At 67.9% G+C, this 20,697-nt stretch carries 20 protein-coding genes; 7 read left to right on the top strand and 13 right to left on the bottom strand.

Features of this window, described 5'->3' with window-relative positions:
* Positions 1–74: 74 nt before the first annotated feature.
* A complete protein-coding gene (locus IT41_RS03815) occupies positions 75–1,289 on the top strand; it encodes a PQQ-dependent sugar dehydrogenase (RefSeq protein ID WP_036739077.1) in 1,215 nt (404 codons plus the stop codon).
* A 69-nt stretch (positions 1,290–1,358) separates the two neighbouring features.
* On the opposite strand, the gene IT41_RS03810 is transcribed toward IT41_RS03815, so the two are convergent.
* From IT41_RS03810 to IT41_RS03770, 9 genes are all read right to left on the bottom strand, one after another.
* Positions 1,359–1,730 (bottom strand): DUF3775 domain-containing protein, encoded by a 372-nt coding sequence (locus IT41_RS03810; protein WP_036738883.1) that lies wholly within the window; start codon positions 1,728–1,730, stop codon positions 1,359–1,361.
* 75 nt (positions 1,731–1,805) lie between these two features.
* Complete coding sequence (gene mutL, locus IT41_RS03805) at positions 1,806–3,653, bottom strand: DNA mismatch repair endonuclease MutL (RefSeq protein WP_036738882.1); 1,848 nt, start codon at positions 3,651–3,653, stop codon at positions 1,806–1,808.
* Between the two features lie 43 nt (positions 3,654–3,696).
* Positions 3,697–5,010, bottom strand: a complete 1,314-nt coding sequence (locus IT41_RS03800) for a M16 family metallopeptidase (protein WP_081967452.1) — start codon at positions 5,008–5,010, stop codon at positions 3,697–3,699.
* A complete protein-coding gene (locus tag IT41_RS03795; RefSeq protein WP_036739075.1) occupies positions 5,007–6,410 on the bottom strand; it encodes a M16 family metallopeptidase in 1,404 nt (467 codons plus the stop codon). Before IT41_RS03795 ends, IT41_RS03800 begins: the two co-directional genes overlap by 4 nt.
* Positions 6,411–6,533: 123 nt before the next feature.
* A complete protein-coding gene (locus IT41_RS03790) occupies positions 6,534–7,094 on the bottom strand; it encodes a DUF3035 domain-containing protein (RefSeq protein WP_036738881.1) in 561 nt (186 codons plus the stop codon).
* A gap of 30 nt (positions 7,095–7,124) precedes the next feature.
* Positions 7,125–7,790, bottom strand: a complete 666-nt coding sequence (gene lspA, locus IT41_RS03785) for a signal peptidase II (protein WP_052081263.1) — start codon at positions 7,788–7,790, stop codon at positions 7,125–7,127.
* A complete protein-coding gene (gene purH, locus IT41_RS03780) occupies positions 7,790–9,379 on the bottom strand; it encodes a bifunctional phosphoribosylaminoimidazolecarboxamide formyltransferase/IMP cyclohydrolase (RefSeq protein WP_036738880.1) in 1,590 nt (529 codons plus the stop codon). Before purH ends, lspA begins: the two co-directional genes overlap by 1 nt.
* A 37-nt stretch (positions 9,380–9,416) precedes the next feature.
* The gene (locus IT41_RS03775; protein ID WP_036738879.1) at positions 9,417–11,066 is read right to left on the bottom strand and encodes a heparinase II/III family protein; all 1,650 of its coding nucleotides are present in this window, start codon (positions 11,064–11,066) and stop codon (positions 9,417–9,419) included.
* 38 nt (positions 11,067–11,104) lie between these two features.
* On the bottom strand, positions 11,105–12,376 hold the full coding sequence (locus IT41_RS03770) for an RsmB/NOP family class I SAM-dependent RNA methyltransferase (RefSeq protein ID WP_036738878.1): 1,272 nt from the start codon (positions 12,374–12,376) through the stop codon (positions 11,105–11,107).
* A 54-nt stretch (positions 12,377–12,430) separates the two neighbouring features.
* Here IT41_RS03770 and IT41_RS21470 point away from each other — a divergent pair, with 54 nt between their 5' ends.
* The 3 genes from IT41_RS21470 (at position 12,431) to IT41_RS03755 (ending at position 14,218) form a co-directional block, all read left to right on the top strand.
* A complete protein-coding gene (locus IT41_RS21470; RefSeq protein WP_036738877.1) occupies positions 12,431–12,604 on the top strand; it encodes a DUF1674 domain-containing protein in 174 nt (57 codons plus the stop codon).
* Between the two features lie 56 nt (positions 12,605–12,660).
* Positions 12,661–13,704, top strand: a complete 1,044-nt coding sequence (selD, locus tag IT41_RS03760) for a selenide, water dikinase SelD (protein WP_036738876.1) — start codon at positions 12,661–12,663, stop codon at positions 13,702–13,704.
* Positions 13,705–13,801: 97 nt separating this feature from the next.
* The gene (locus IT41_RS03755; protein ID WP_036738875.1) at positions 13,802–14,218 is read left to right on the top strand and encodes a PaaI family thioesterase; all 417 of its coding nucleotides are present in this window, start codon (positions 13,802–13,804) and stop codon (positions 14,216–14,218) included.
* Positions 14,219–14,221: 3 nt separating this feature from the next.
* On the opposite strand, the gene IT41_RS03750 is transcribed toward IT41_RS03755, so the two are convergent.
* Complete coding sequence (locus IT41_RS03750) at positions 14,222–14,917, bottom strand: fumarylacetoacetate hydrolase family protein (protein ID WP_036738874.1); 696 nt, start codon at positions 14,915–14,917, stop codon at positions 14,222–14,224.
* Positions 14,918–15,030: 113 nt separating this feature from the next.
* Here IT41_RS03750 and IT41_RS03745 point away from each other — a divergent pair, with 113 nt between their 5' ends.
* From IT41_RS03745 to IT41_RS03735, 3 genes are read left to right on the top strand one after another with little or no spacing between them, the layout of a single operon-like run.
* Positions 15,031–15,684, top strand: coding sequence for a protein-L-isoaspartate O-methyltransferase family protein (locus IT41_RS03745; RefSeq protein ID WP_036738873.1), 654 nt, complete (start codon positions 15,031–15,033; stop codon positions 15,682–15,684).
* 23 nt (positions 15,685–15,707) lie between these two features.
* Complete coding sequence (locus tag IT41_RS03740) at positions 15,708–17,102, top strand: TolC family outer membrane protein (protein ID WP_052081262.1); 1,395 nt, start codon at positions 15,708–15,710, stop codon at positions 17,100–17,102.
* Positions 17,103–17,128: 26 nt separating this feature from the next.
* Positions 17,129–17,944, top strand: a complete 816-nt coding sequence (locus IT41_RS03735) for a hypothetical protein (RefSeq protein ID WP_036738872.1) — start codon at positions 17,129–17,131, stop codon at positions 17,942–17,944.
* Between the two features lie 108 nt (positions 17,945–18,052).
* Here IT41_RS03735 and IT41_RS03730 read toward each other — a convergent pair whose 3' ends face one another.
* The 3 genes from IT41_RS03730 to surE are packed head-to-tail and all read right to left on the bottom strand — an operon-like array spanning position 18,053 to position 20,695.
* Positions 18,053–19,210 carry a LysM peptidoglycan-binding domain-containing protein gene (locus IT41_RS03730; protein WP_036738871.1) on the bottom strand — a complete coding sequence of 386 codons (1,158 nt, stop codon included), beginning with the start codon at positions 19,208–19,210 and terminating at the stop codon, positions 18,053–18,055.
* Positions 19,211–19,241: 31 nt separating this feature from the next.
* Complete coding sequence (locus IT41_RS03725; protein WP_036738870.1) at positions 19,242–19,892, bottom strand: protein-L-isoaspartate(D-aspartate) O-methyltransferase; 651 nt, start codon at positions 19,890–19,892, stop codon at positions 19,242–19,244.
* Between the two features lie 8 nt (positions 19,893–19,900).
* Positions 19,901–20,695 carry a 5'/3'-nucleotidase SurE gene (surE, locus tag IT41_RS03720; protein WP_036738869.1) on the bottom strand — a complete coding sequence of 265 codons (795 nt, stop codon included), beginning with the start codon at positions 20,693–20,695 and terminating at the stop codon, positions 19,901–19,903.
* Between the last annotated feature and the right edge of the window lie 2 nt (positions 20,696–20,697).

Here is a 20,697-nt window from a genome sequence, read left to right as displayed (position 1 = left end):
GCATGACGCGATTGTCAGAACCCGCAAAGCCCCCGCACCCTATAACCAGTATCACCAAGTTGACGGAGACCGACATGACGCCCCTTCGCGCCCTTGCCACCAGTTTCGCGCTGGCCCTCGCGCCCGCCCTGCCAGCACTGGCACAGGAAGATTTCAACGACCGGCCGCCCGAGGCCCGCGGCCAGAGCCCGGCATTCGAGGGGCAGACCCGCGCGCCCGTCATCCCGCGGGCACCGCGTCTGATCCGGATCCCGCTGGTCGAAGGGCTGGAATATCCCTGGGGCATGGCGGTGCTGCCCGATGGCGGCATCCTGATCACCGAGCGCCCCGGCACGATCCGGCTGTTTCGCGACGACCGGCTCTCCGAGCCCCTGAAGGGCCTGCCCGAGATCTTTGTCGAGGGTCAGGGCGGCATGCTCGATGTCGCGGTCGCGCCCGATTTCGCGCAGACGCGGCAGGTCTGGTTCAGCTTTTCCGAGCCGCGCGGCAATCGTGAAAGCTCGACCTCGGTCGGGACCGGCATCCTGTCGGACGACGGCAGCGCGCTTGAGGATGTGCGGGTCATCTTTCGGCAGGAGCCGCCGGTCGAATCGCCGATTCATTTCGGCTCGCGGCTGGTCTTCGACCAGCAGGGCAATCTTTATGTGACCACCGGCGAACGCGGCATATACTCGGCCGAACAGCCTGTGTCGCAGGATCTGGGCGGTCATCTGGGCAAGGTGCTCAGGATCGACCCGCAGACCGGCGAGGCCGCAGCGGGCAACCCCTTCACCGAGAGCGAGGCGCGGCGCGAAATCTGGTCCTACGGCCATCGCAACATCCAGGCCGCCGCGCTGGACGCTCAGGGCCGGCTCTGGACGGTCGAGCATGGCGCGAATGGCGGCGACGAGCTGAACCGCCCGCAGGCCGGGCTGAACTACGGCTGGCCGATCATCAGCTATGGCCAGGACTACGGCGGCGAGCCGATCAATCAGGGCATCACCCACAAGGACGGGATGGAGCAGCCGGTTTATTACTGGGATCCCGTCATCGCCCCCAGCGGCATGGTCTTTTATCAGGGCGAGATGTTCCCGGAATGGAACGGCAACGCGCTGATCGGCGGCCTGCGCTCGGGCACGGTGGTGCGGCTGGAACTGGACGGCGACCGGGTGACCGGCGAACAGCGCATCGGCGACAATCTCGGCCGCGTGCGCGATGTCGCGATCGCCCCCGACGGCGCCTTGCTGGTGCTGAACGACGAAAACCCCGGCTCCCTGTTCCGCCTGACCCGGATCGGCGCGCAGCCCTGATCGCCGCCGCCCCCTCCCACGACCGCAGCCGGGCGCGGCGCGGCCGGGGTGGCGCGGGGCTTCGGCGGATCAGACCGGGCGCTGCAGATCGTCCTCGGCTTCCTCCGGCGACATGCCCAGTGCCTCCATTCCGGCCTCGAGGTAATCGGCCAGTTGCGGCTCGCCCATCAGGTAATCCTCGGTGGGGGAGCTGCGCTCGGCCTTGGCGGTCTCGATCGCCTCGCCAAGATCCTCGGGGCCGAACGTATCGCGGCCGATCCACATGACGGCGACAAGGCTGGCCTGCTCGTCCTCGTTCAGGCCGGCAATGAATTCGTGCAGTTCGGTCCGGGTTCCGTCACCCTTGCGATGGCCGCTATGGGCCCAGGCGTTGACGCCGCTGTCATATTCGCGCGCGCGGATGATGACATGGGCGATCTTGTCGGGGCTGATTTCCAGCATCTTGTCCTCCGGCTTACCCCTGTTGTCGCGCCCCTTCCTTGTCGCCCCGTCAGAGGACGGGGTCAATGCGCCAGATCAACCGCTGCGTCCGAAAAGACGTTCGATATCGGCCAGTTTAAGCTCGATCCAGGTCGGGCGGCCATGGTTGCACTGACCGGATTTCGGCACGCGCTCCATTTCGCGCAGCAAGGCGTTCATTTCATCCGCATTCATCCGCCGGCCCGAGCGGACCGAGCCGTGGCAGGCCATCGAGGACAGGACCGCATCCACCCGCGCGCGCAGCCGGTCGGACGCCCCCTGATCCTCAAGGTCGTCCAGAATATCGCGAATCAGGCGCGGCGCGTCGATCTGCCTGATCAGCGCCGGCACCTCGCGCACCGCGATCGCGCCGCCGCCAAAGGGCTCGATCACCAGACCCAGAGCGGCCAGATCATCGGCGATGGACAGGATGCGGGCGGCATCGGCTTCGGAAAGCTCGACGATCTCGGGGATCAGCAGGGCCTGGCTCGCGATGCCGTTCTCGGCCGCCTGCGCCTTGAGCCGTTCATAGACCAGCCGCTCATGCGCGGCATGCTGATCGACGATGACAATGCCCGTCGCGGTCTGGGCGATGATCCAGTTTTCATGCAACTGCGCGCGGGCCGCGCCCAGCGGCGCATCGGGGCCGGGCGCGATCTGGGGATCGGGCTCGACGCGGCCGGTCGGGGCTTCGGCAAAACCGGGGGCCTGAAAGGCCAGGCTCGCGGCGATGGCCGGGGCCGAGGGGCGCGGCGCGGCATATCCGCCGGGCCGGTAATCCGCCTGATAGGCACGGGGGCGCGCATCGGGTTCGGGGCGCGCTGCCCCCAGGGCGGCGGCCGCCACGGTCGATGAGGCGCGATGCCCCGCCCCCGCCAGCGCATGGCGCAGCGCGGCAACCACCAGCCCGCGGGCGATGGCAGGCTCGCGAAAGCGGACCTCGGCCTTGGCGGGGTGGACATTCACATCGACCTGATGCGGCTCGCAGGTGACGAACAGCACCGCCGCCGGATGCCGCCCCGGGGCCAGCACATCCATATAGCCCGCGCGCAGGGCGCCGGTCAGCAGCTTGTCCCGGACCGGCCGGCCGTTGACATAAAGATGCTGCGCCACCGCCGCGCCGCGCGAATAGGTGGGCAAGGCGGCAAAGCCGGTCAGGGTGATGCCGTCGCGGGTGGCGTCGATGGGCAGGGCGTTCTCGATGAAGTCGCGGCCCATGACCCGGCCAAGCCGGGTCTGCAAGGCACCGAACAGCTCACCCTGTTCGGCATCGGCGCGAAACAGGATGCGGCCCTCATCCTCGTCGGTCAGCGAAAAGCCGACATAGGGCTCGGCCATCGCGAGGCGGCGGATCGTATCGGCGACGGCCTGGGTTTCCGCCCGGTCGGTGCGCAGGAATTTCAGCCGCGCCGGCGTGGCAAAGAACAGGTCGCGCAGCTCGACCGTGGTGCCGCGATTGCCGGCGGCGGGCCTGACCGGCCCGATCCGCCCGCCCGACACGGTGATTTGCGCGGCATCGCCGCCCTGCACGCGGCTTGTGATCACAAGCCGGCCGACCGCGCCAAGGCTGGGCAGGGCCTCGCCGCGAAAGCCGAAGCTGCGGATATCCAGCAGATCGCTGCCGTCGATTTTCGAGGTGGCATGTCGGGCCAGCGCCAGCGGCAGATCCTCGGGCGTCATGCCGCAGCCGTCATCGCTGACGCGGATCAGCGCCTTGCCACCCTTGGCAATCGCGACCTCGATCCGGGTGGCGCCGGCATCCAGCGCATTCTCGACCAGTTCCTTGACCGCCGAGGCCGGGCGCTCGACCACCTCGCCAGCGGCGATGCGGTTGGCGGCGGATTCGTCCAATTGCCGAATGACCGGGCGCGGTTCAGCGCGGATATTGGGGGCATGACTGTTCATACCCCCATATCTAGCAGTTTCCCGGTGACGGGCAAAGGATTCGTCACTCGCTGGCGGCGATGCCTTCGGGGCGGCCGACCAGCACGAAACGGATCCGGTCGGAGCGCAACAGCCTTTTGGCGACGCGGGCGACATCCTCGGCCGTGACGGCCTCGACCCTGCTGTTGCGGATATTGACGTAATCGGCGGGCAGCCCGATCAGCTGCATGCCCGCCAGAATGCCGGCGATCCGGTTGTTGCCATTGAAGCGCAAGGGATATTCGCCGGTCAGATAGGTCTTGGCGTCGGTCAGTTCCCGCTCGCTCACGCCACCCTCGGCCAGACGGTCCCATTCCTGGCGGATCAGGTCGATGGCCTCGGCCACCTTGCCATTGGCGCTGGCCATGCCGCCGCGCCAGGTCTCGCCATAGACGCCATTGGCCAGCGCGGTGCCGACGCCATAGGTCAGCCCGCGCTTTTCGCGGATCTGCTCCATCAGGCGCGACGAGAATCCGCCGCCGCCCAGGATGTGATCGGCCACCACGGCAGCGAAGTAATCCGGGTCGGACATGGGCAGGCCGGGCTGGGCGAAGCTCACCACGGTCTGCGGGCTGTCCCAGTCGATCACCGTGACGCCGCCGGTCAGTTGCAGCTGGGCCTGCGCGGGCAAGGGAGCCGAGCCGATTTCCGGCAGATCGCCCAGAATCCGGTCGATCAGCAGCCCCAGTTCCGCGGCCGAAATGTCGCCGGCGGCGGCCACGATGACCCGGTCGCGGGCGAGGATGCGCTCCCGGGCCGCGACCAGATCGTCGCGGGTCAGCGCGGCAACCGATTCGGCCGTGCCGTTGATCGAGGTCGCATAGGGATGCTCGCCCCAGGCCTGCCGCGCGAGTTCCTTGGCGGCGATGGATTGCGGATCGGTGCTCTCGGACCGAATCACGGCCTGCACCTGCGCGCGCACCCGCTCGACCGCGTCGGCATCGAAACGCGGCTCGGTCAGGGCCAGACGCAGCAGATCCGCGACCTGATCGCGATTTTCGGTCAACGCGCGGGCGGTGACGGTCAGCGCGTCATCGCCCACGCTGAAACCGACCCGCGCGCCCAGACCTTCGACCGCTTCGGCGAACTGGACCGATTCCATGTCGCCGGCGCCCTCTTCGAGCAGGGCGGTCATCAGGTTGATGGCGCCGCGCTTGCCGGGCGCGTCCAGGCTGGCGCCGCCCCGGAACATCAGGGTCAGCGCGGTAAAGGGGATCGAGCCGTCCTCGACCAGCCAGGCCTCGATGCCGCCGGGCGAGGTGATTTCCTGGATATCGATGGCGCGGGCGGGCAGGCTGGCCAGCGCCACGAAAAGAAAGGCGGCAAATGCGCGAATCATTCACTGTCCCCCGGATTGGCGGAAACGGGCTCCGGGCCGGCCGGGGCCGCAGCCTGCGCCCCGCCGTCCGGTGGCTGGGGCAGCAGCCAGCCGGTCACGTTCACCTTGTCGGCCAGCACCTCCCGGGCCGCGGCGCGGATATCCCCGGCGGTGACGGCGGCCAGAATATCGGGCCATGAGTTCACATCCTCGACCGACAGGCCGATGGACAGGCCCTGGCCGTATTCATAGGCGCGGCCATGAGCCGAATCCCGGGCATAGATTTGCGCGGCCCGGATCTGCGTCTTGACCCGTTCCAACTGCGCCGGGTCGGGACCATCGGCCAGGAATTTCGCCAGCGCCGCGTCCAGCGCCGCCTCGGCATCCACATTCGCGACACCCGGCGCAGGCACCAGCGAAATGCCGAAGCTGGTCGGGTCGACCGTCAGCCCGTCATAAGAGGCGTTGACGTAAAGCGCCTTGCCGGTGAGCACCAGATCGCGCGCCAGCACCGAGGTCTGGGCCGAGCCGCCCAGCAATTCGGCCAGCACGGTCAGCGCGGCCGCGGCCGTCTGATCGCCCGGATTGCGCTCGGTCGCCAGGGTGGTGCGGGTCAGGACCGGTTGCGCGACGCGCGGGTCGCTGCGCTCGATCCGGCGCGCGGCATATTTCACCGGCTCCTGCGGGCGCGGCTGGCGGGCGGTGTCGGAACGGGCCGGGATCGGGCCGTAATATTCCTCGGCCAGTTCCCTCGCGCGTTCCGCCGTCACATCGCCCGCGATGATCAGCACGGCCTGATTGGGCGCGTAATAGCTGTCATACCAGGCGATGGCGTCCTCGCGCGTGAGGCCCTCCATCTCCTGCCGCCAGCCGATGACCGGGCGGCCGTAAGGGTGATTGTAGAATTGCAGCGCACCGCGTTCCTCGGAGAACTGCGCGCCGGGATCGCTGTCGGTGCGCTGCGAGCGCTCCTCGAGCACGACCTGACGCTCGGCCTGCCAGTCGTCTTCGCCGATCCGCAGATTGGCCATGCGGTCGGCCTCCATCTCCATGATCAGCGGCAGGCGATCGCTGGCGATTCGCTGGAAATAGGCGGTGAAATCATAGCTGGTAAAGGCGTTGTCCATGCCGCCATTGGCGGTCACCGTCCTGGAAAGCTCGCCGGCCTCCAGCTTGTCGGTGCCCTTGAACATCAGATGCTCGAGGTAATGCGCAAGCCCCGACTTGCCCGGCTGTTCGTCGGCCGAACCGATCCGGTACCACAGCATCTGGACCACGACCGGCGCGCGGCGATCCTCGATCACCACGGCCTCAAGGCCGTTATCCAAGGTAAAGCTGCTGATTCCCTTGGGCATCTCAGCCAAGGCCGGGGTCGCGGCCAACAGCAGCGCCAAGGGGGCCAGGCGGACGGGTCGTATCATGGGCATGCTCCGGTTCCGGGTCGCGGCCAGACCCTGCCCCGAGGCGGTCTGGCGCGCAAGCCCGTTGCCCGTCATCTAAACGTGATCCGCCGCGTGATCGTCCGGGAAGCCGGGGCGGCCCGATCAGTCACCCTGAAGCCTCGGCGCGTTATCGGTGGGGCGCGCCAACGGCTCGCCGCGATTGCGCGGGGGCGCTGCCGGCAGCCGCACGCCGGTCGGGCGCCAGCGCTCCAGCTCGGCCCAGCTGTCCAGCGTCATCGGCTCATAGGCACGGTAATAGACATTGGTGCGGGCCCAGACCTCCAGCAGGCGGCGCGAGTGGCGGCTGCGCCATTCGACATCCTCCTGCGCGGTCACCTGCCGGATCGCCGGATCACGACCAAAGCGCGAGACATAGCTGACCAGCCCGCCATCCGAGGCACCGATTCCCTGCACCGCCAGCCGTTCGGGATTGCCGCCAAGCGCGGCAACCGCATCGCCCATCGGCGTGGCGTCGGTGATATTGCCGCCGCCCGGCGTCGGCGCGGGCAGGATATTCAGATCCTCGGGCATCTGCAGGGGTTTGGTCGGCACGATGCCGAATTCGTCCGGCCCGTCCTGGCCGGCATTGGTATTCATCAGACGGGGATCGCTGCTGCAGGCGGTCAGCAGCAGCATGGTCATGGTCAGCGCGATCACCCGCATCTTGGTCCCTCACATTCTGGTGGCGCCGTTCTAACGCGAATTCCCGGCCTCGTCACGGGTCTTGTCTTCAAACGGCAATTCGGCCTGTGCCTCGGCCGGTTCCGGGCGGGGTGCTGCCACCTGCGTCCGGGTGGCGGGCTTGCGTTTGCGGGGCACGGGCTTTTTTTCCGGGGGCTGCAGCACCAGCCCGATTGCGCCCAGGAAAATGGTGATATCGGCCACATTGAAGCTGTAGGGATTGCGCCAGTTCGGCAGCGACATGTTCAGAAAATCCGCGACCGCGCCATAAAGCACCCGGTCCACGACATTGCCAAGCGCTCCGCCGATCAGCAACCCGGCAGAGATCTGCGCGAAAACCGAAGGTTTCGAGCGCCCGACCCAGATCGCGACCCACAGGCAGACCGCAAGGGCGATGCCGATCAGGATCCAGCGCGTTCCGTCCTGCTCGCTGGCGAACATGCCGAAATTCATGCCCTGATTCCACGCCATGCGCAGGTTGAGCCAGGGATCCAGCACGTTGATTTCGCGCAGCTGATCCAGTCGCAGCATATGCACGACCAGATATTTCAGCGCCTGATCCAGCACGAAGATCAGCGCCGCGGTCAGGCCGACATTGCGCCAGATGCGCGGCGGCGGCTTCTTGCGGCTGCGGCGTCTGGCGGGGGCCTTGCGGGTCTTGTCGGATGTCGCTGTCATCAGTGGCGGAAATGGCGTTGACCGGTGAAAACCATGGCCAGACCCAAACGGTCGGCGGCCTCGATCACCTCATCGTCGCGCATCGAGCCGCCGGGCTGGATCACCGCCCTGGCGCCGGCGGCCGCCAGCGCCTCGATCCCGTCGGCAAAGGGAAAGAATGCGTCCGAGGCGACAGCCGAGCCAATGGTCAGCGCCTGATCAAGCCCCAGAGCCTCGGCCATGTCCTCGGATTTGCGCTTGCCGATACGGGTCGAATCGATCCGGCTCATCTGGCCGGCGCCGATGCCCACCGTGGCCATGTCGCGGGCATAGACGATGGCGTTCGATTTCACGTGTTTCGCCACGCTCCAGGCGAAAAGCAGGTCGCCCAGCTCCTGTTCCGAGGGCTGGCGCCGGGTCACCACCTTCAGATCGGCGCGCGTCATGCGGGCATTGTCGCGGCCCTGCACCAGAAACCCGCCGGCGACCTGGCGGAAGGCCAGACCGGCCGCGCCGGCATCGGGCAGCCCGCCGGTGGTCAGCAGGCGCAGGTTTTTCTTGGCGGCAAAGACCTCGCGCGCCTCGTCGCTGGCTCCTGGCGCGATGACGACCTCGGTGAATATCTCGGTGATCGCGCGGGCGGTTTCGCCGTCCAGCACCGTGTTCAGCGCAACGATCCCGCCAAAGGCCGAGGTCCGGTCGCAATCATAGGCGCGGCGATATGCCTCGACCGCCGATGCGCCGCGCGCCACGCCGCAGGGATTGGCGTGCTTGATGATCGCGACGGCCGGCCCCTCGGCCGGGTCGAATTCCGCGACCAGTTCAAAGGCCGCATCGGTATCGTTGATATTGTTGTAGGACAGTTCCTTGCCCTGCCATTGTTTCGCGCTCGCCACGCCCGGCCGGTCCGAACCGTCGCGATAAAAGGCCGCCGCCTGATGCGGGTTCTCGCCATAGCGCAGGGGCTGCGCCAGGGTGCCGGCAAAGCTGCGGCGACGGGGCGTATCCTCGCCAACCGCCTGCGCCATCCAGCCCGAGACCGCCGCGTCATAGGCCGCCGTGCGAGCATAGGCGATCTGCGCCTGATGCTGACGAAACGCATGGCTGGTCGCGTCGTCGTTTTCATCCATCTCGGCCAGCAGGGCGGCATAATCCCCGACATCGACGATGGTGGTGACAAAGGCGTGGTTCTTGGCCGCCGCGCGGATCATCGCCGGGCCGCCGATATCGATATTCTCGATGCAATCGGCATAGTCCGCGCCCTTGGCCACGGTTTCCTCGAACGGGTAGAGGTTCACCACCAGCAGATCGATCATTGCGATCCCGTGCGACCGCGCCGCCACCATGTGCTCCTCATTGTCGCGCAGGGCCAGCAAGCCGCCATGCACGGCCGGGTGCAGCGTCTTGACGCGGCCGTCCATCATTTCGGGAAAGCCGGTGGCATCGGCAACGTCGCGCACCGTCAGACCCGCCTCGCGCAACGCCTTGGCGGTGCCGCCGGTGGACAGAAGTTCGACCCCGCGCGCGGCCAGTGCCCTGGCGAAATCGATGAGCCCCGTCTTGTCGGAAACGGAAATCAGCGCGCGCTTCAGCGGAATGCGGTCGGTCATCGGTCAGGGTCCCGTCATGGATCGCGAATTCTGCCCGTCACCTAACCCCGGAACGCGCCAAGGTCCAGCCGATCTGAATCGCCCGCCCCTGCAAGGCCGCAGAGATCACGACCTGCTGCGACGGCCGCGGCGCCGCAAGCGCCCGATCCAGCAGGCATGACGCCTCCAGCCGGGCGGCGCCCACGCCGTCATGGGAAAGGCGCCATTCCTCGCCATTCGGCAGGGTCAGATGCGCCTCTGGCCCATGCATGCGTGCCTGAATATCGGGATGCAGGTGAAAGCGGATGTCGAAGGCCAGCCCCGCCTCGGGAAGTATCTGGTTCAGCCGGGCCTGGGCGCTCGCGTCCAGCGCCGCCAGCGAATCCTCGCCCCGCAGGGACATGCCGTCCGGCTGCAGCCATAATTCGCGCAGATGGGTCAGCCCGTGGCTGGCCAGCCAGCCGTCGTGACCCGACAGCAGATGCGCGGGTTCGGGCGAATGGGCCGGGCCGCAATCGGGCGCGGTCAGGTTGCCCAAGGCATCGCAATCGCCGGCCCAGACAAGATCGGGACGCTCGGTCAGGGTATCGGGCTCACCCTCTTGCCGGTTGGGGTTCAGCCGCGACGAGGACAGCCCCGCCAAGCACAGCGCCGAATGGCAGGCCGTGGCGCGGCTGGCCTTGGCCCAAAGCGGGCCGAACCCATCGCCGGGGCCGCAATTGATGATCAGCGGCTGGCGCTGCACCGTCAGCTCGAAGCCCAGCGTCGAGGCATGGGCGCGCACCGCCGCCGGCCCGCCCGGAGGCGCGGCCGCATCGAGGATCAGCGTCGTGCGCGACCGCGCCATGCGCGCATAACCCATGGCCAGCCCGTGCGACGGCAGCGCCGCCCCGTCCGAGGCGCGCAGGCAGCGATCCAGTCGCCCCGCAGCGCCGCGCCCGCCGCCATGAAAACTGGGCAACCCGCCATCCGCATGGCGCAGGGCGCGCAGGATCGGCGCGATCTGGGAAATGATCGCCGCCAGTTCCGGCGGCGCGTCAAGCCCGATCTCGGTCGCGACCTCCTGCGCCCAGACCAGCAGCGCCATCGCCTCGAGCAGGGTTTCGGGCGCGCGCGATTCGGCCAGCGTATCCACGCCCATGGCATCGGCCTCTTCGGCCAGCGCGATCAGGGCAGGCGTCGCGACCGGCTGGCGGTCGCGCAGATACATGGCCCCGATGGCAAGCCCGGCCAGGGCCTCAAGCCGGTCGATCCCGTCCACCGCGTCATACCAGCTGCCGCGCAAATGGTTCAGATGCAGGTCCAGCGCCCGGAAATAGGGCCCGGCCCCGTCACGATCCAGACCCGGCAGCACCATCCCGGCATGAAAGATCCAGCGCAGCACACGGCGGCCGGCCACTTCGGGCAGCCATTCGACGCGGTCGCCATGCGGCACGCGATATTTGCGCAGCCAGCGCAGGACATGATCCTGTGCGATCGCACGCGCCTTGGGCGAGCCGACCGCCGCCAGATCGTCGAGCCAGCCGAAACCGTGAAGTTCGGCCGCCACGGTCGGCGGCGGATCGGCGGCAAAGAAATCGCCGGTCAGGGTGATGCCGCCAAGATGCAGCTCGCCCGCGACGATCTGCTCGCCCCGGCCGGAATGGCCGATGGCCTTGGGTTCGGGGCGGCGCAGAAAGCCCCTGGGCGCGACGGTCGTATCGGTCATGGCGAGGCGAATGTTGAAATGGCGCAACCTTAGGTCCGTTAGGCAGATTTTCGCAAGCACGCGATGAAGAACCCGTCCATGCCGCCGCGTTCGGGCCACAGGTCGGGACGCAACCGCAACCCGCCCTGCGCCGTGATCCAGCCGGGCTGGACAAAGGACGCCCGCAAGGGTTCGACCGTCACATCGGGGTGGCGGCCAAGCGCGGCGGCAAGCTGGTCTTCACCCTCGGCCGGCAGGAGGGAACATGTGGCATAGACCATACGCCCTCCGGGTTTCAGAATGCTTAACGCATGATCGATCAGCCGGGCCTGCAGATCGGTCAGCCCGTCCAGCCCGGCGCCGTCGCGCAGCCGGGGCAGTTCGGGGTGGCGGCGAATCGTGCCGGTGGCCGAACAGGGCGCATCCAGCAGCACCGCATCCAGCGGCCGATCCGGACGCCAGGTCAGCGCATCTGCCGTCACCAGTTGCGCGCTGAAGCCGCAGCGCGCCAGGTTCTCCGCCACGCGGGCCAGCCTTGATTCGGAGATATCCAGTGCCGTGACCTGCGCCCCGGCGGCCGCCAGCTGCAGCGTCTTGCCCCCCGGCGCGGCGCAAAGATCGGCGATCCGCTCGCCCGGACGCGGGTCCAGCAGCGGCACGGCCATGGCGGCGGCCGCGTCCTGCACCCACCAGTCGCCGCTGTCATAGCCCGGCAGCGCGCTGACCTGCGTCCCGGCGGGCAGGCGATGCGAGCCCGAGGGCAAACCCGTGCCCGGCACCGGCCCCTTGCCGGCGGGATTCGGGGTCAGGTCCAGCGGCGCGCCCAGCTCATGCGCGGCCTCGATGGCCAGGGCGGTCGCCTCGCCCCATGTCGCGACTACCGGCCCGCGCAGCCAGCCGGGCATGGGCTGCGGCGGCAGATCCGCCCATGCCGCGGCCCCTTGGGCGACCCTGCGCAGCACCGCGTTCACCATGCCCGCCGCCGCCTGCCCCTTGCGACCCGAGGCGCGCGTGAGGCCGACATAGGTATTGACGACGCCATGCGCGGCCTCGTCCAGCGCCAGCATCTCGACGGTGGCGAGGCGCAGGATGCGCATGATCTCGGGGCGCGGACGCCGCGCCAGCATGGGCGCCAGCAGCGCGTCGGCGCGGTCGCGGCGACGCAGCGTCTCAAGCGCCAGGCGGCGGGCGCGGGCGCGGTCGGCGGGCGCGAGCTGCCCGTTCAGGGCAGCGGCCTCGTCCAGCGTCGCGCCATCGTCGATCGCGGCCAGCAATTGCAGCGCCCCTGCCCGCGCGGCGTTCCCGACCTTTTTGCCCTGCGACTTGTCCAATGCCCGCCCCTTGCCTAGATTGACCCCATCTAGCCTGATGCAGGGATAACCGCCATGACCGAACGCAAGGATCTGCCGCCCGCCGCACAGCGCGCGCTGGACGAGGCCGAAGCCCGCCGCCGGGCCGCCGCGCCCATGAACCTGCCGGTCGAACTGGGCGGCCGCGACGGCCCCGAGCCGGTGCGCTACGGCGATTACGAGAAAAAGGGCCTCTGCGTCGATTTCTGAACGCGGCCCGGACGCCGCCTTCATGGCGCCGGCCGACGAACAGCAGGGACAGGGCCATGAACGAACACCCCAGACTGACATCGCTTGCCCATGGCGGCGGCTGCGGCTGCAAGCTGGCGCCCTCGGTGCTGCGCGAATTGCTGGCCGGCCAGCCCGTGGCACAGGCCTTTCCGCAGCTTCTGGTCGGGACCGAGACCGCCGACGATGCCGCCGTCTGGCAGGTGGACGCGCAGACCTGCGTCATCGCTACCACGGATTTCTTCATGCCGATGGTCGACGATCCGCGCGATTTCGGACGTATCGCGGCGACCAACGCGATTTCCGACATCTATGCCATGGGCGGAAGGCCGATCATGGCGCTGGCGATCCTGGGCATGCCCATCGACAAGCTGGCGCCCGAACAGATCCGCCAGATCCTTGAGGGCGGGCGCGAGATCTGCGCCGAGGCCGGCATCCCGGTCGCCGGCGGTCATTCCATCGACGCGCCCGAGCCGATCTATGGCCTTGCCGTGATCGGGCTGTGCCACCCGTCCGAGCTGCGCCGCAATGCCGATGCGCGACCGGGCGACGCGCTGATCCTGACCAAGGGGCTGGGCATCGGCATCTATTCCGCCGCGATCAAGAAAGGCGCGCTGGACGCCGAGGGGCTGGCCGAAATGGTCGCCAGCGCCACCCGGCTGAACCGGATCGGCACCGATCTGGCGAAACGCGACGATGTCCATGCCATCACCGATGTCACCGGCTTCGGCATTCTGGGCCATGGGCTGGAAGTCGCCCGTGGCGCCGGGCTGCGGCTGCGGTTGCGGCTGAACGATCTGCCGCTGCTGTCGCGCGCCGCCGAACTGGCCGAGGCGGGATTCGCCACCGGAGCCTCGACCCGGAACTGGGCGGCCTATGGCGCCGAGGTGACCTTGCCCGAGGGGCTGCCCATCTGGAAAAGGGCGCTGCTGACCGATCCGCAGACCTCCGGCGGGCTGCTGATCGCCTGCGCCGCGCCGGCCGCGGGGCAGCTTCTGGACGAGTTGCGCGCGGCGGGCTTTCCGCTGGCCACGATCATCGGCAGCGCCGAGGCGGGCCCGCCGGGCATCGTGGTCGAATAGCGCCGATGCCGGACGCGGGATCGCGCGGTCAGGGCAATCCTACCGATTGACTGTGGCGCTCGCCGACCTCACGATGCCGGCAGGATCGGGACATTGCATGAACGACGCTCAACCTCTTCAATACCGGGAAGAATCGCCCTTTTCCGATTCACTCGGAATCCGGCTGATCTCGGCCGGCAAGGCGGAAGTGCTGGCAAGGATGACCGCCACGCCCGCGCTGTCGAATCATAACGGCGTGTTGCATGGCGGCGCGGTCATGGGGCTGGCCGACCATGCCGGCGGCACCGCCGCCTTCATGAACCTGCATCGCGGCGAGGCCACCACCACCATCGAAAGCAAGACCAACTTCCTGCGTCCGGTCCGCACCGGCGATGTCGCGCATGCGCGGTGCATCGTGCTGCACAAGGGCGGCAAGACCATGGTGCTGCAGACCACCATCACCCGCGGCGATGGCAAGGTTGCCGCGATCGTGACCCAGACCCAGATGATCATGGAATGGCAGGAGCCGGACTAGCCGCTATTCCGCCGCGCCTATGGTCAGTTCGACCGCGGCCAGGCCCTGCACGCTGCCGCTCAGCCGGTCGCCCGCCACGACGGCCCCGACCCCGGCTGGCGTGCCGGTCAGAATCAGGTCCCCCGGCGCGAGGTGATAATAATGCGAAAGATCGGAAATCAGCTCGCCGATCGACCAGACCATGTCCGAAATCACCGAATCCTGCCGCACCGCCGCGTTCACTTCAAGGTGAATGCGCTGCCCCTCGGGGCGGAAATCAGCCGCCCGGGTCAGCGGCGACAGGACCGCGCCGCCCTCGAAATTCTTGCCCAGATCCCAGGGGCGCTGCTTGGCCTTGGCTCTGGCCTGAAGGTCGCGCCGGGTCATGTCCAGCGCCGATCCGTAACCCCAGATGGCGGCCTCGGCCTGCGCCGCCGGAATGCGGAAAGCCGGCGCGCCGATCGCCACGGCAAGCTCGATCTCGTGGTGCAGATCGCCAGTCCCGGGTGGATATGGCAGCGTTTCGCCACTGTGCAGGACCGCATGGGCCGATTTCAGAAAATAGAACGGCGCCTCGCGATCGACCTCGGCCCCCATCTCGGCGGCATGGGCGGCGTAATTGCGGCCGACGCAAAAGATGCGCCCGACCGGAAAACGCCGGCTCTCGGCGAGGACCGGCAGCGATGCGACAGGAGGGGGCGGAAACAGATATTCGTCCATGACCCAGACATGACATGACGGCAGAGCCGGGGCAATGGTGGCGCCTGCCGTTGCCCGCACAGGATTTTCATGGCAATAGTTCGCCAAAGCAAATCAAGAGCAGAGTTCGCTACATGACCGATTTCGCACAGCGTCGCACCTTGATGGTCGACACCCAGGTCCGCCCGAACGATGTAACCAGCTATCCGGTGATCGAGGCCATGCTGAACGTCCCGCGCGAGCAGTTCGTGCCCGACTCGCTTCGGGACATCGCCTATGCCGGCGAAAATATCGATCTGGCGGCCGGGCGTGTCCTGCTGGAGCCGAGAACGCTGGGCAAGATGATCGAGTTGCTGAACCTGCAAGGCTCGGATCTGGTGCTGGATGTCGGCTGCGGCTACGGCTATTGTGCCGCGCTGATGGCGCGCATCGCCGAGGCGGTCGTGGCCGTCGAGGAGGACGAGACCATGGTGGCCGAGGCAGAAGGCCGGCTGACCGCACAGGATGTGTTCAACGTCGCGGTGGTCCGGGGGGCGCTCAGCGAAGGCTGCGCCAGCCAGGGTCCCTATGACGCCATGCTGATCGAGGGCGCGATCGAGGAATTTCCCGCGCCGCTGGCCGAACAGCTGAACGAGGGCGGCCGCGTCGTCGCCCTGTTTCTGGACAAGAACCTGGGCATCGTCCGGATCGGCCACAAGCTGGATGGCCGGATCAACTGGCGCTTCGCCTTCAACGCCGCCGCGCCAGTATTGCCGGGCTTCGCGCGGCAACAAGGTTTTGTATTGTGAGCCCCGACCGGAAAGGCAGACAGATGTTGCGCAAATCGCTGAAGGCTCTGCGGAGCCCGCTGACCGCCGCCCTGCTCGCGGCGCTGACCGCCCTGCCGGCCTCGGCCCAAACGCTGGCGGACACGATGGTCGCCGCCTATCGCTACTCGGCCCTGCTCGAGCAGAACCGGGCAGTGCTGCGCGCCGCCGATGAGGACGCCGCCGCCGCCCTGGCCGAGCTGCGCCCGATCATCCAGTGGGTCGCCGAGCACACCTATAACTATAGCGACGGTCTCGACACGCAGACCACCGGCATCGCGCTGCAGGCCCAGATCACGCTTTACGACTGGGGCCGCAACGCCTTTGCCATCGACATCGCCAAGGAAACCGTGCTGGCGACCCGCGCCGCCCTGGTCGGGATCGAGCAGGACGTGCTGCTGGGTGCGGTGCAGGCCTATCTGGACGTGCGCAGCGCCACGGAACAGGTCGAATTGCAGACCAACTCGGTCCGCGTGATCGGCCAGGAACAGCAGGCCGCGACCGATCGCTTCGATGTGGGCGAGATCACCCAGACCGACGTGGCCCAGGCCGATGCCGCGCTCGCCGAGGCGCGCGCCAACCTGTCCGCGGCCGAGGGCGATCTGGAAATCGCGCGCGAGGCCTATCACACCTCGACCGGCGCCTATCCTTCGGCGCTGGCGGCGCCGCCGCCCCTGCCCTCGCTGCCCGCGAATCTGGATGCCGCGCGCGGGGTCGCGCAGCGCACGCATCCGGCGATCACCCAGGCGCGGCGCCAGACCTCGGCCTCGGAACTGGCCGTCGGCGCCGCCGCGGCCGAGCGAAGCCCGAACCTGACCGGCACGCTGGGCATCGAACGTCAGCGCAGCAATGCGAACGCGACGCTCTCGACAGAATATGCGACACAGGGCAGCGCCTCGATCCAGATGTCCCAGACCCTCTATTCGGGCGGGCGTCTGCCGGCGCAGCATCGCAGGGCGATGGCGAATCGCGATTCGGCGCGCGCCGTGCTGCTGAACACCTCGCGCCAGGTCAATGCCGCCGTGGCGAATGCCTGGGCATCGATCGATGTCGCGCAGGCACAGATCGTCTCGATCGACGAACAGATCGTCGCGGCGGAACAGGCCTATAACGGCGTGCGCGAAGAGGCCACGCTGGGCGCGCGGACCACCCTGGACGTCCTGGAAGCCGAACAATCGCTGATCGCGGCACGCGCCAGCAAGATTACTGCGGAAGCCAATCTGCAGTTAGCACATTATCAACTCTTGGCTGCTATGGGTTTGTTGACGGTAGAAAACCTGAGACTGGGGATTCCCACCTATGACCCATCGGCCTATTACAATGCGGTGCAAGACGCACCCTATACCAGCAGACAGGGCAAAAGCCTCGATCGCGTGCTGCGCGCTATCGGACAGGAATAATTCCGCCCTGAACAAGGGGGCGCCTCATGCGACATGACATGATGCGCCCTGCGACACCATCACACGGCTCGGACAATGTCGGGGATGTGCTGGCCTCGATCCGGCGATTGATCGCCCAGGACGAAGCCGGCGCAAAAATTCCCGATCGCCTGTTGAACAGCCTGCCCGGCCTCGCCGGCGCTGGTCCCGCAAAAGCGGCCGGCCCGACTGCGGGCGAACCGCTGCCGCTCAGGCTGGACGGCAGCAAGCTGGTCGCTCCGGGAACCGGCCACGAAAACGACAGCGACAAACCATCGCAAGAAGCCGCCGCCGCCCCGGGACCAGTGGCGGACGAGGCGGCCGACCAAAGGCCACCCTCCCGCGATCCATCGCCGGGGGCCGGTTCCGATATCGATCCGGCCGACCGGCCGCGACCGCGCGCCCTGATCGAATACTCCGTCGAAACCCAACCGGTGGATCGTTCCGCAGATGCGGCTCGGCACAGGGAACGGGAAGATGACCGGCCGGCAGACCTCGCCACATCCGATGCCGAGGATTCGGACTCCGACACCATGCATAATGAGGAAACCATGCTGCAAACCAACACCCCCGTGACCCCGATCAACCCCGCGGTCGAAGCTGCGCTCCAGATGGATGACACCCAGGCAGGCGGCGCCGAGCCGCATCTGTTCTCGCGCAGCGACAAGGATTCGCAAAAGGGCACCCATCTGCGCGGCATGATCCGGGATGCGATCCGGCAGGAACTGCAGGGCGAAGTCGGAAACCGGCTAAGCCGCAACCTGCAGCAGATGATCCGGCACGAGATCGAACAGACCCTGCGCCAGATGTGCGAAGAGGATTGATCGCCGGCCGCAGCGCCGGCCATGGGCATGCCGCGCCCCGGCAATGAACAGCTGCCGGACGCGGCACCATGTCAGCCCTGCTTTCCGTCCCGTCCGGCGCGTTCGTTCTCAGCCAAGGTATTTTTCGGGATCGACGCTGTCGAAACCGTTGCGGACCTCGAAATGGACGACACCCTGGCTGCGCACCTTGCCCAGGGCCGTGCCGGCGCTGACCTTCTGCCCCTTGCTGACAGAGACATCCTCCAGCCCGGCATAGACGGTCATCAGATTGCCGTCGTGACGGATGACAATGATCGGAACCTGGTCGACATCGCGGGTGATGGCGGCCACGGTCCCGCCGCCCGCCGCCACGACCGAGCTGCCAGGCGTCGCGGAAATGTCGATACCTTCGTTCTTGCCCTTCTCATAGGTGCGAATGATCGCGCCGCTGACGGGCATGCGGAAATTGCCGCTGCGCGAGGCCGCGGTGCGGGTCTTGCCCAGATCGGGGCTGCTGGGTTTGTTGACGGGCGAGGCGACCGGCTGGGTCTTTTCGGCCGGCAACGGCTTCGCGGCCGAGGGCGGGCGCGGCGTCGGACTCCCCGAACCCGGGGCCGTCACCGTGGCGCCGGCCGGCTGCGCCTGGCCCGCGACCGGGATCAGCAGGCGCTGGCCGACACGCAGCGCCATGTCCGAGGACAGCCCGTTCCATTGGGCCAGATCGTCGACCGAAACATCATATCGCCGGGCAATGGACCAGGCTGTTTCGCCCGAGGCGACGACATGCTGCCGGGGCTGGCTGCTGGCGGGAAGCGTGCTCGACGTGACCTCCTGGGCACCGGCCGGGGCAGTGGGTTGCTTCACCCCCTGCCCTGCGAACGGATCGCTGACCTGCCCGGTCGATGACACGACCGGCGCCGCAGCACCGGCCGCGACGCGGCGCGGCAGGGCCACCACCGCGCCGGGGTTCAGCACGGTATTCTCGCCGATCGCGTTATGGCGGGCCAGTTCCCCCGCATCAAGAGACAGGCGCGCGGCGATGGTCGCGACGGTATCCCCCTGCCGCGCGATGGCAACCTGATAGCCGGGATAGGAAATCACGCCGCGCTGATCGGGCGTGGGTCGCGGCGCCGCGCGGGCTGCCGCCTGCGCCGTGTCCAGCCCGCCACCGCCCCAACCGCGCAGGTCCGGGTCGAAATTTCTGAAATCCAGCCCGCCATTCGGCCCGCAGGACGCCAAGGTCAGTGCCGCGCCCGCGACCAATGCCAGCTTCCCGATTTTCGCCATCTGCCCGTTCCTCACTCTGCTCGGCCGGAGGTCATGTCTGTCCCAACCCCTCGACCAGCGGCACGAAGCGAACCTGCCGCAATTCGTCATAATCAAAGCCGTTCTCACCGCGCCGAACGCGGATCAGGGTCTGGACCGCGTCCGACTGCCCGACCGGCACCACCATGATACCGCCGATCTTCAACTGCGCCAAGAGCGGCCCGGGCGGATCCTCGGCCGCGGCGGTCACCATGATGCGATCAAAGGGCGCCTGTTCCGGCGATCCGCGCGAGCCGTCGGCAACCATGGCGGTGATATTTGACAGGCCGAAATGGCGAAAGATCACCTCGGCCTCGGTCACCAGACGACGATGGCGGTCCACCGTATAGACCCGCCGACACAAGAGCGACAGAATCGCGGCCTGATAGCCCGAGCCGGTACCGATTTCCAGCACCTTGTCGCGCGGCCCGACCTCCAGCGCCTGCGTCATCAGCCCCACGACCGAGGGCTGGCTGATCGTCTGGCCGCAGGGGATGGGCAGCGGCGTATCCTCATAGGCACGATCCTCGAAATGGCCGCGCACGAACTCGCCGCGATCGATCCGCTCCATCGCCTCCAGCACGCGCGGATCGGTCACGCCGCGCTGGCGCAGCTGGAACAGAAAGCGCATCTTGCGCTCGGCGATATCGGGATCGTCGCTCATCCCCGGGCTTACCCCTGTTCCAGCGCATCGCGCAGCGCGGCGAGCGAGGCATGGCAGGTCAGGTCGGGCCGCATCGGCGTCACCGAGATGTAATCCTGCATGTTCGCATCGACATCGCTGCCCGGCGTCGCGGGCGCGGTCTGCGAGCCGCCCATGATCCACATGAAGCGCCGCCCGTTCGGCGCGTGATACGGCTCGACCTCGAAGCGCACGCCATGCCGGCGCCCCTGGGGCGCGACCCGCACCCCCTTGACCGAGGCGGCATCGCAGGGCGGAAAGTTGATATTGTAGAACAGGCGGAAATCCTCGTCCGAGGTCCAGTCGCCATGGTCCAGCAATTGCCGGATCAGCCCTGGGCCATGAACGCGCGCGCCCTCGAACGGGTCGTCCAGTTCCGAGGTGCGCTCGCCCATGTATTGCGACAGCGCGATGGCCGGCAGACCCTGCAGGGCGGCCTCCATGGCGCCGCCTATGGTGCCGGAATACATGACGTTCTCGCCCGAATTATTGCCCCGGTTCACCCCCGACAGGACCAGATCGGGCGGATTGCCCTTGAGCACGTCGGCAATCGCCGCCAGCACGCAATCCGCCGGCGAGCCCTCGGCCGCGTAGCGGCGCGGCCCCAGCCGCGCGATCAGGGTCGGGTGGACATAGCTGATGCAATGCGCGACGCCCGATTGCTCAAAGGCGGGGGCGACGGTCCAGACCTCGCCGCCCGGCCCCGCGAGTTCCGTGGCGATGGCCTCGAGCGCCTCGAGCCCCGGCGCGTTGATACCATCGTCATTGGTAAGCAGAATTCGCATCA

Source organism: Paracoccus halophilus (assembly GCF_000763905.1).
In the GTDB taxonomy this organism is placed as follows: domain Bacteria; phylum Pseudomonadota; class Alphaproteobacteria; order Rhodobacterales; family Rhodobacteraceae; genus Paracoccus; species Paracoccus halophilus.
The sequence above is the reverse complement of the archived record's forward strand: the minus strand, read 5'-3'. Positions and strand labels throughout refer to the sequence as shown.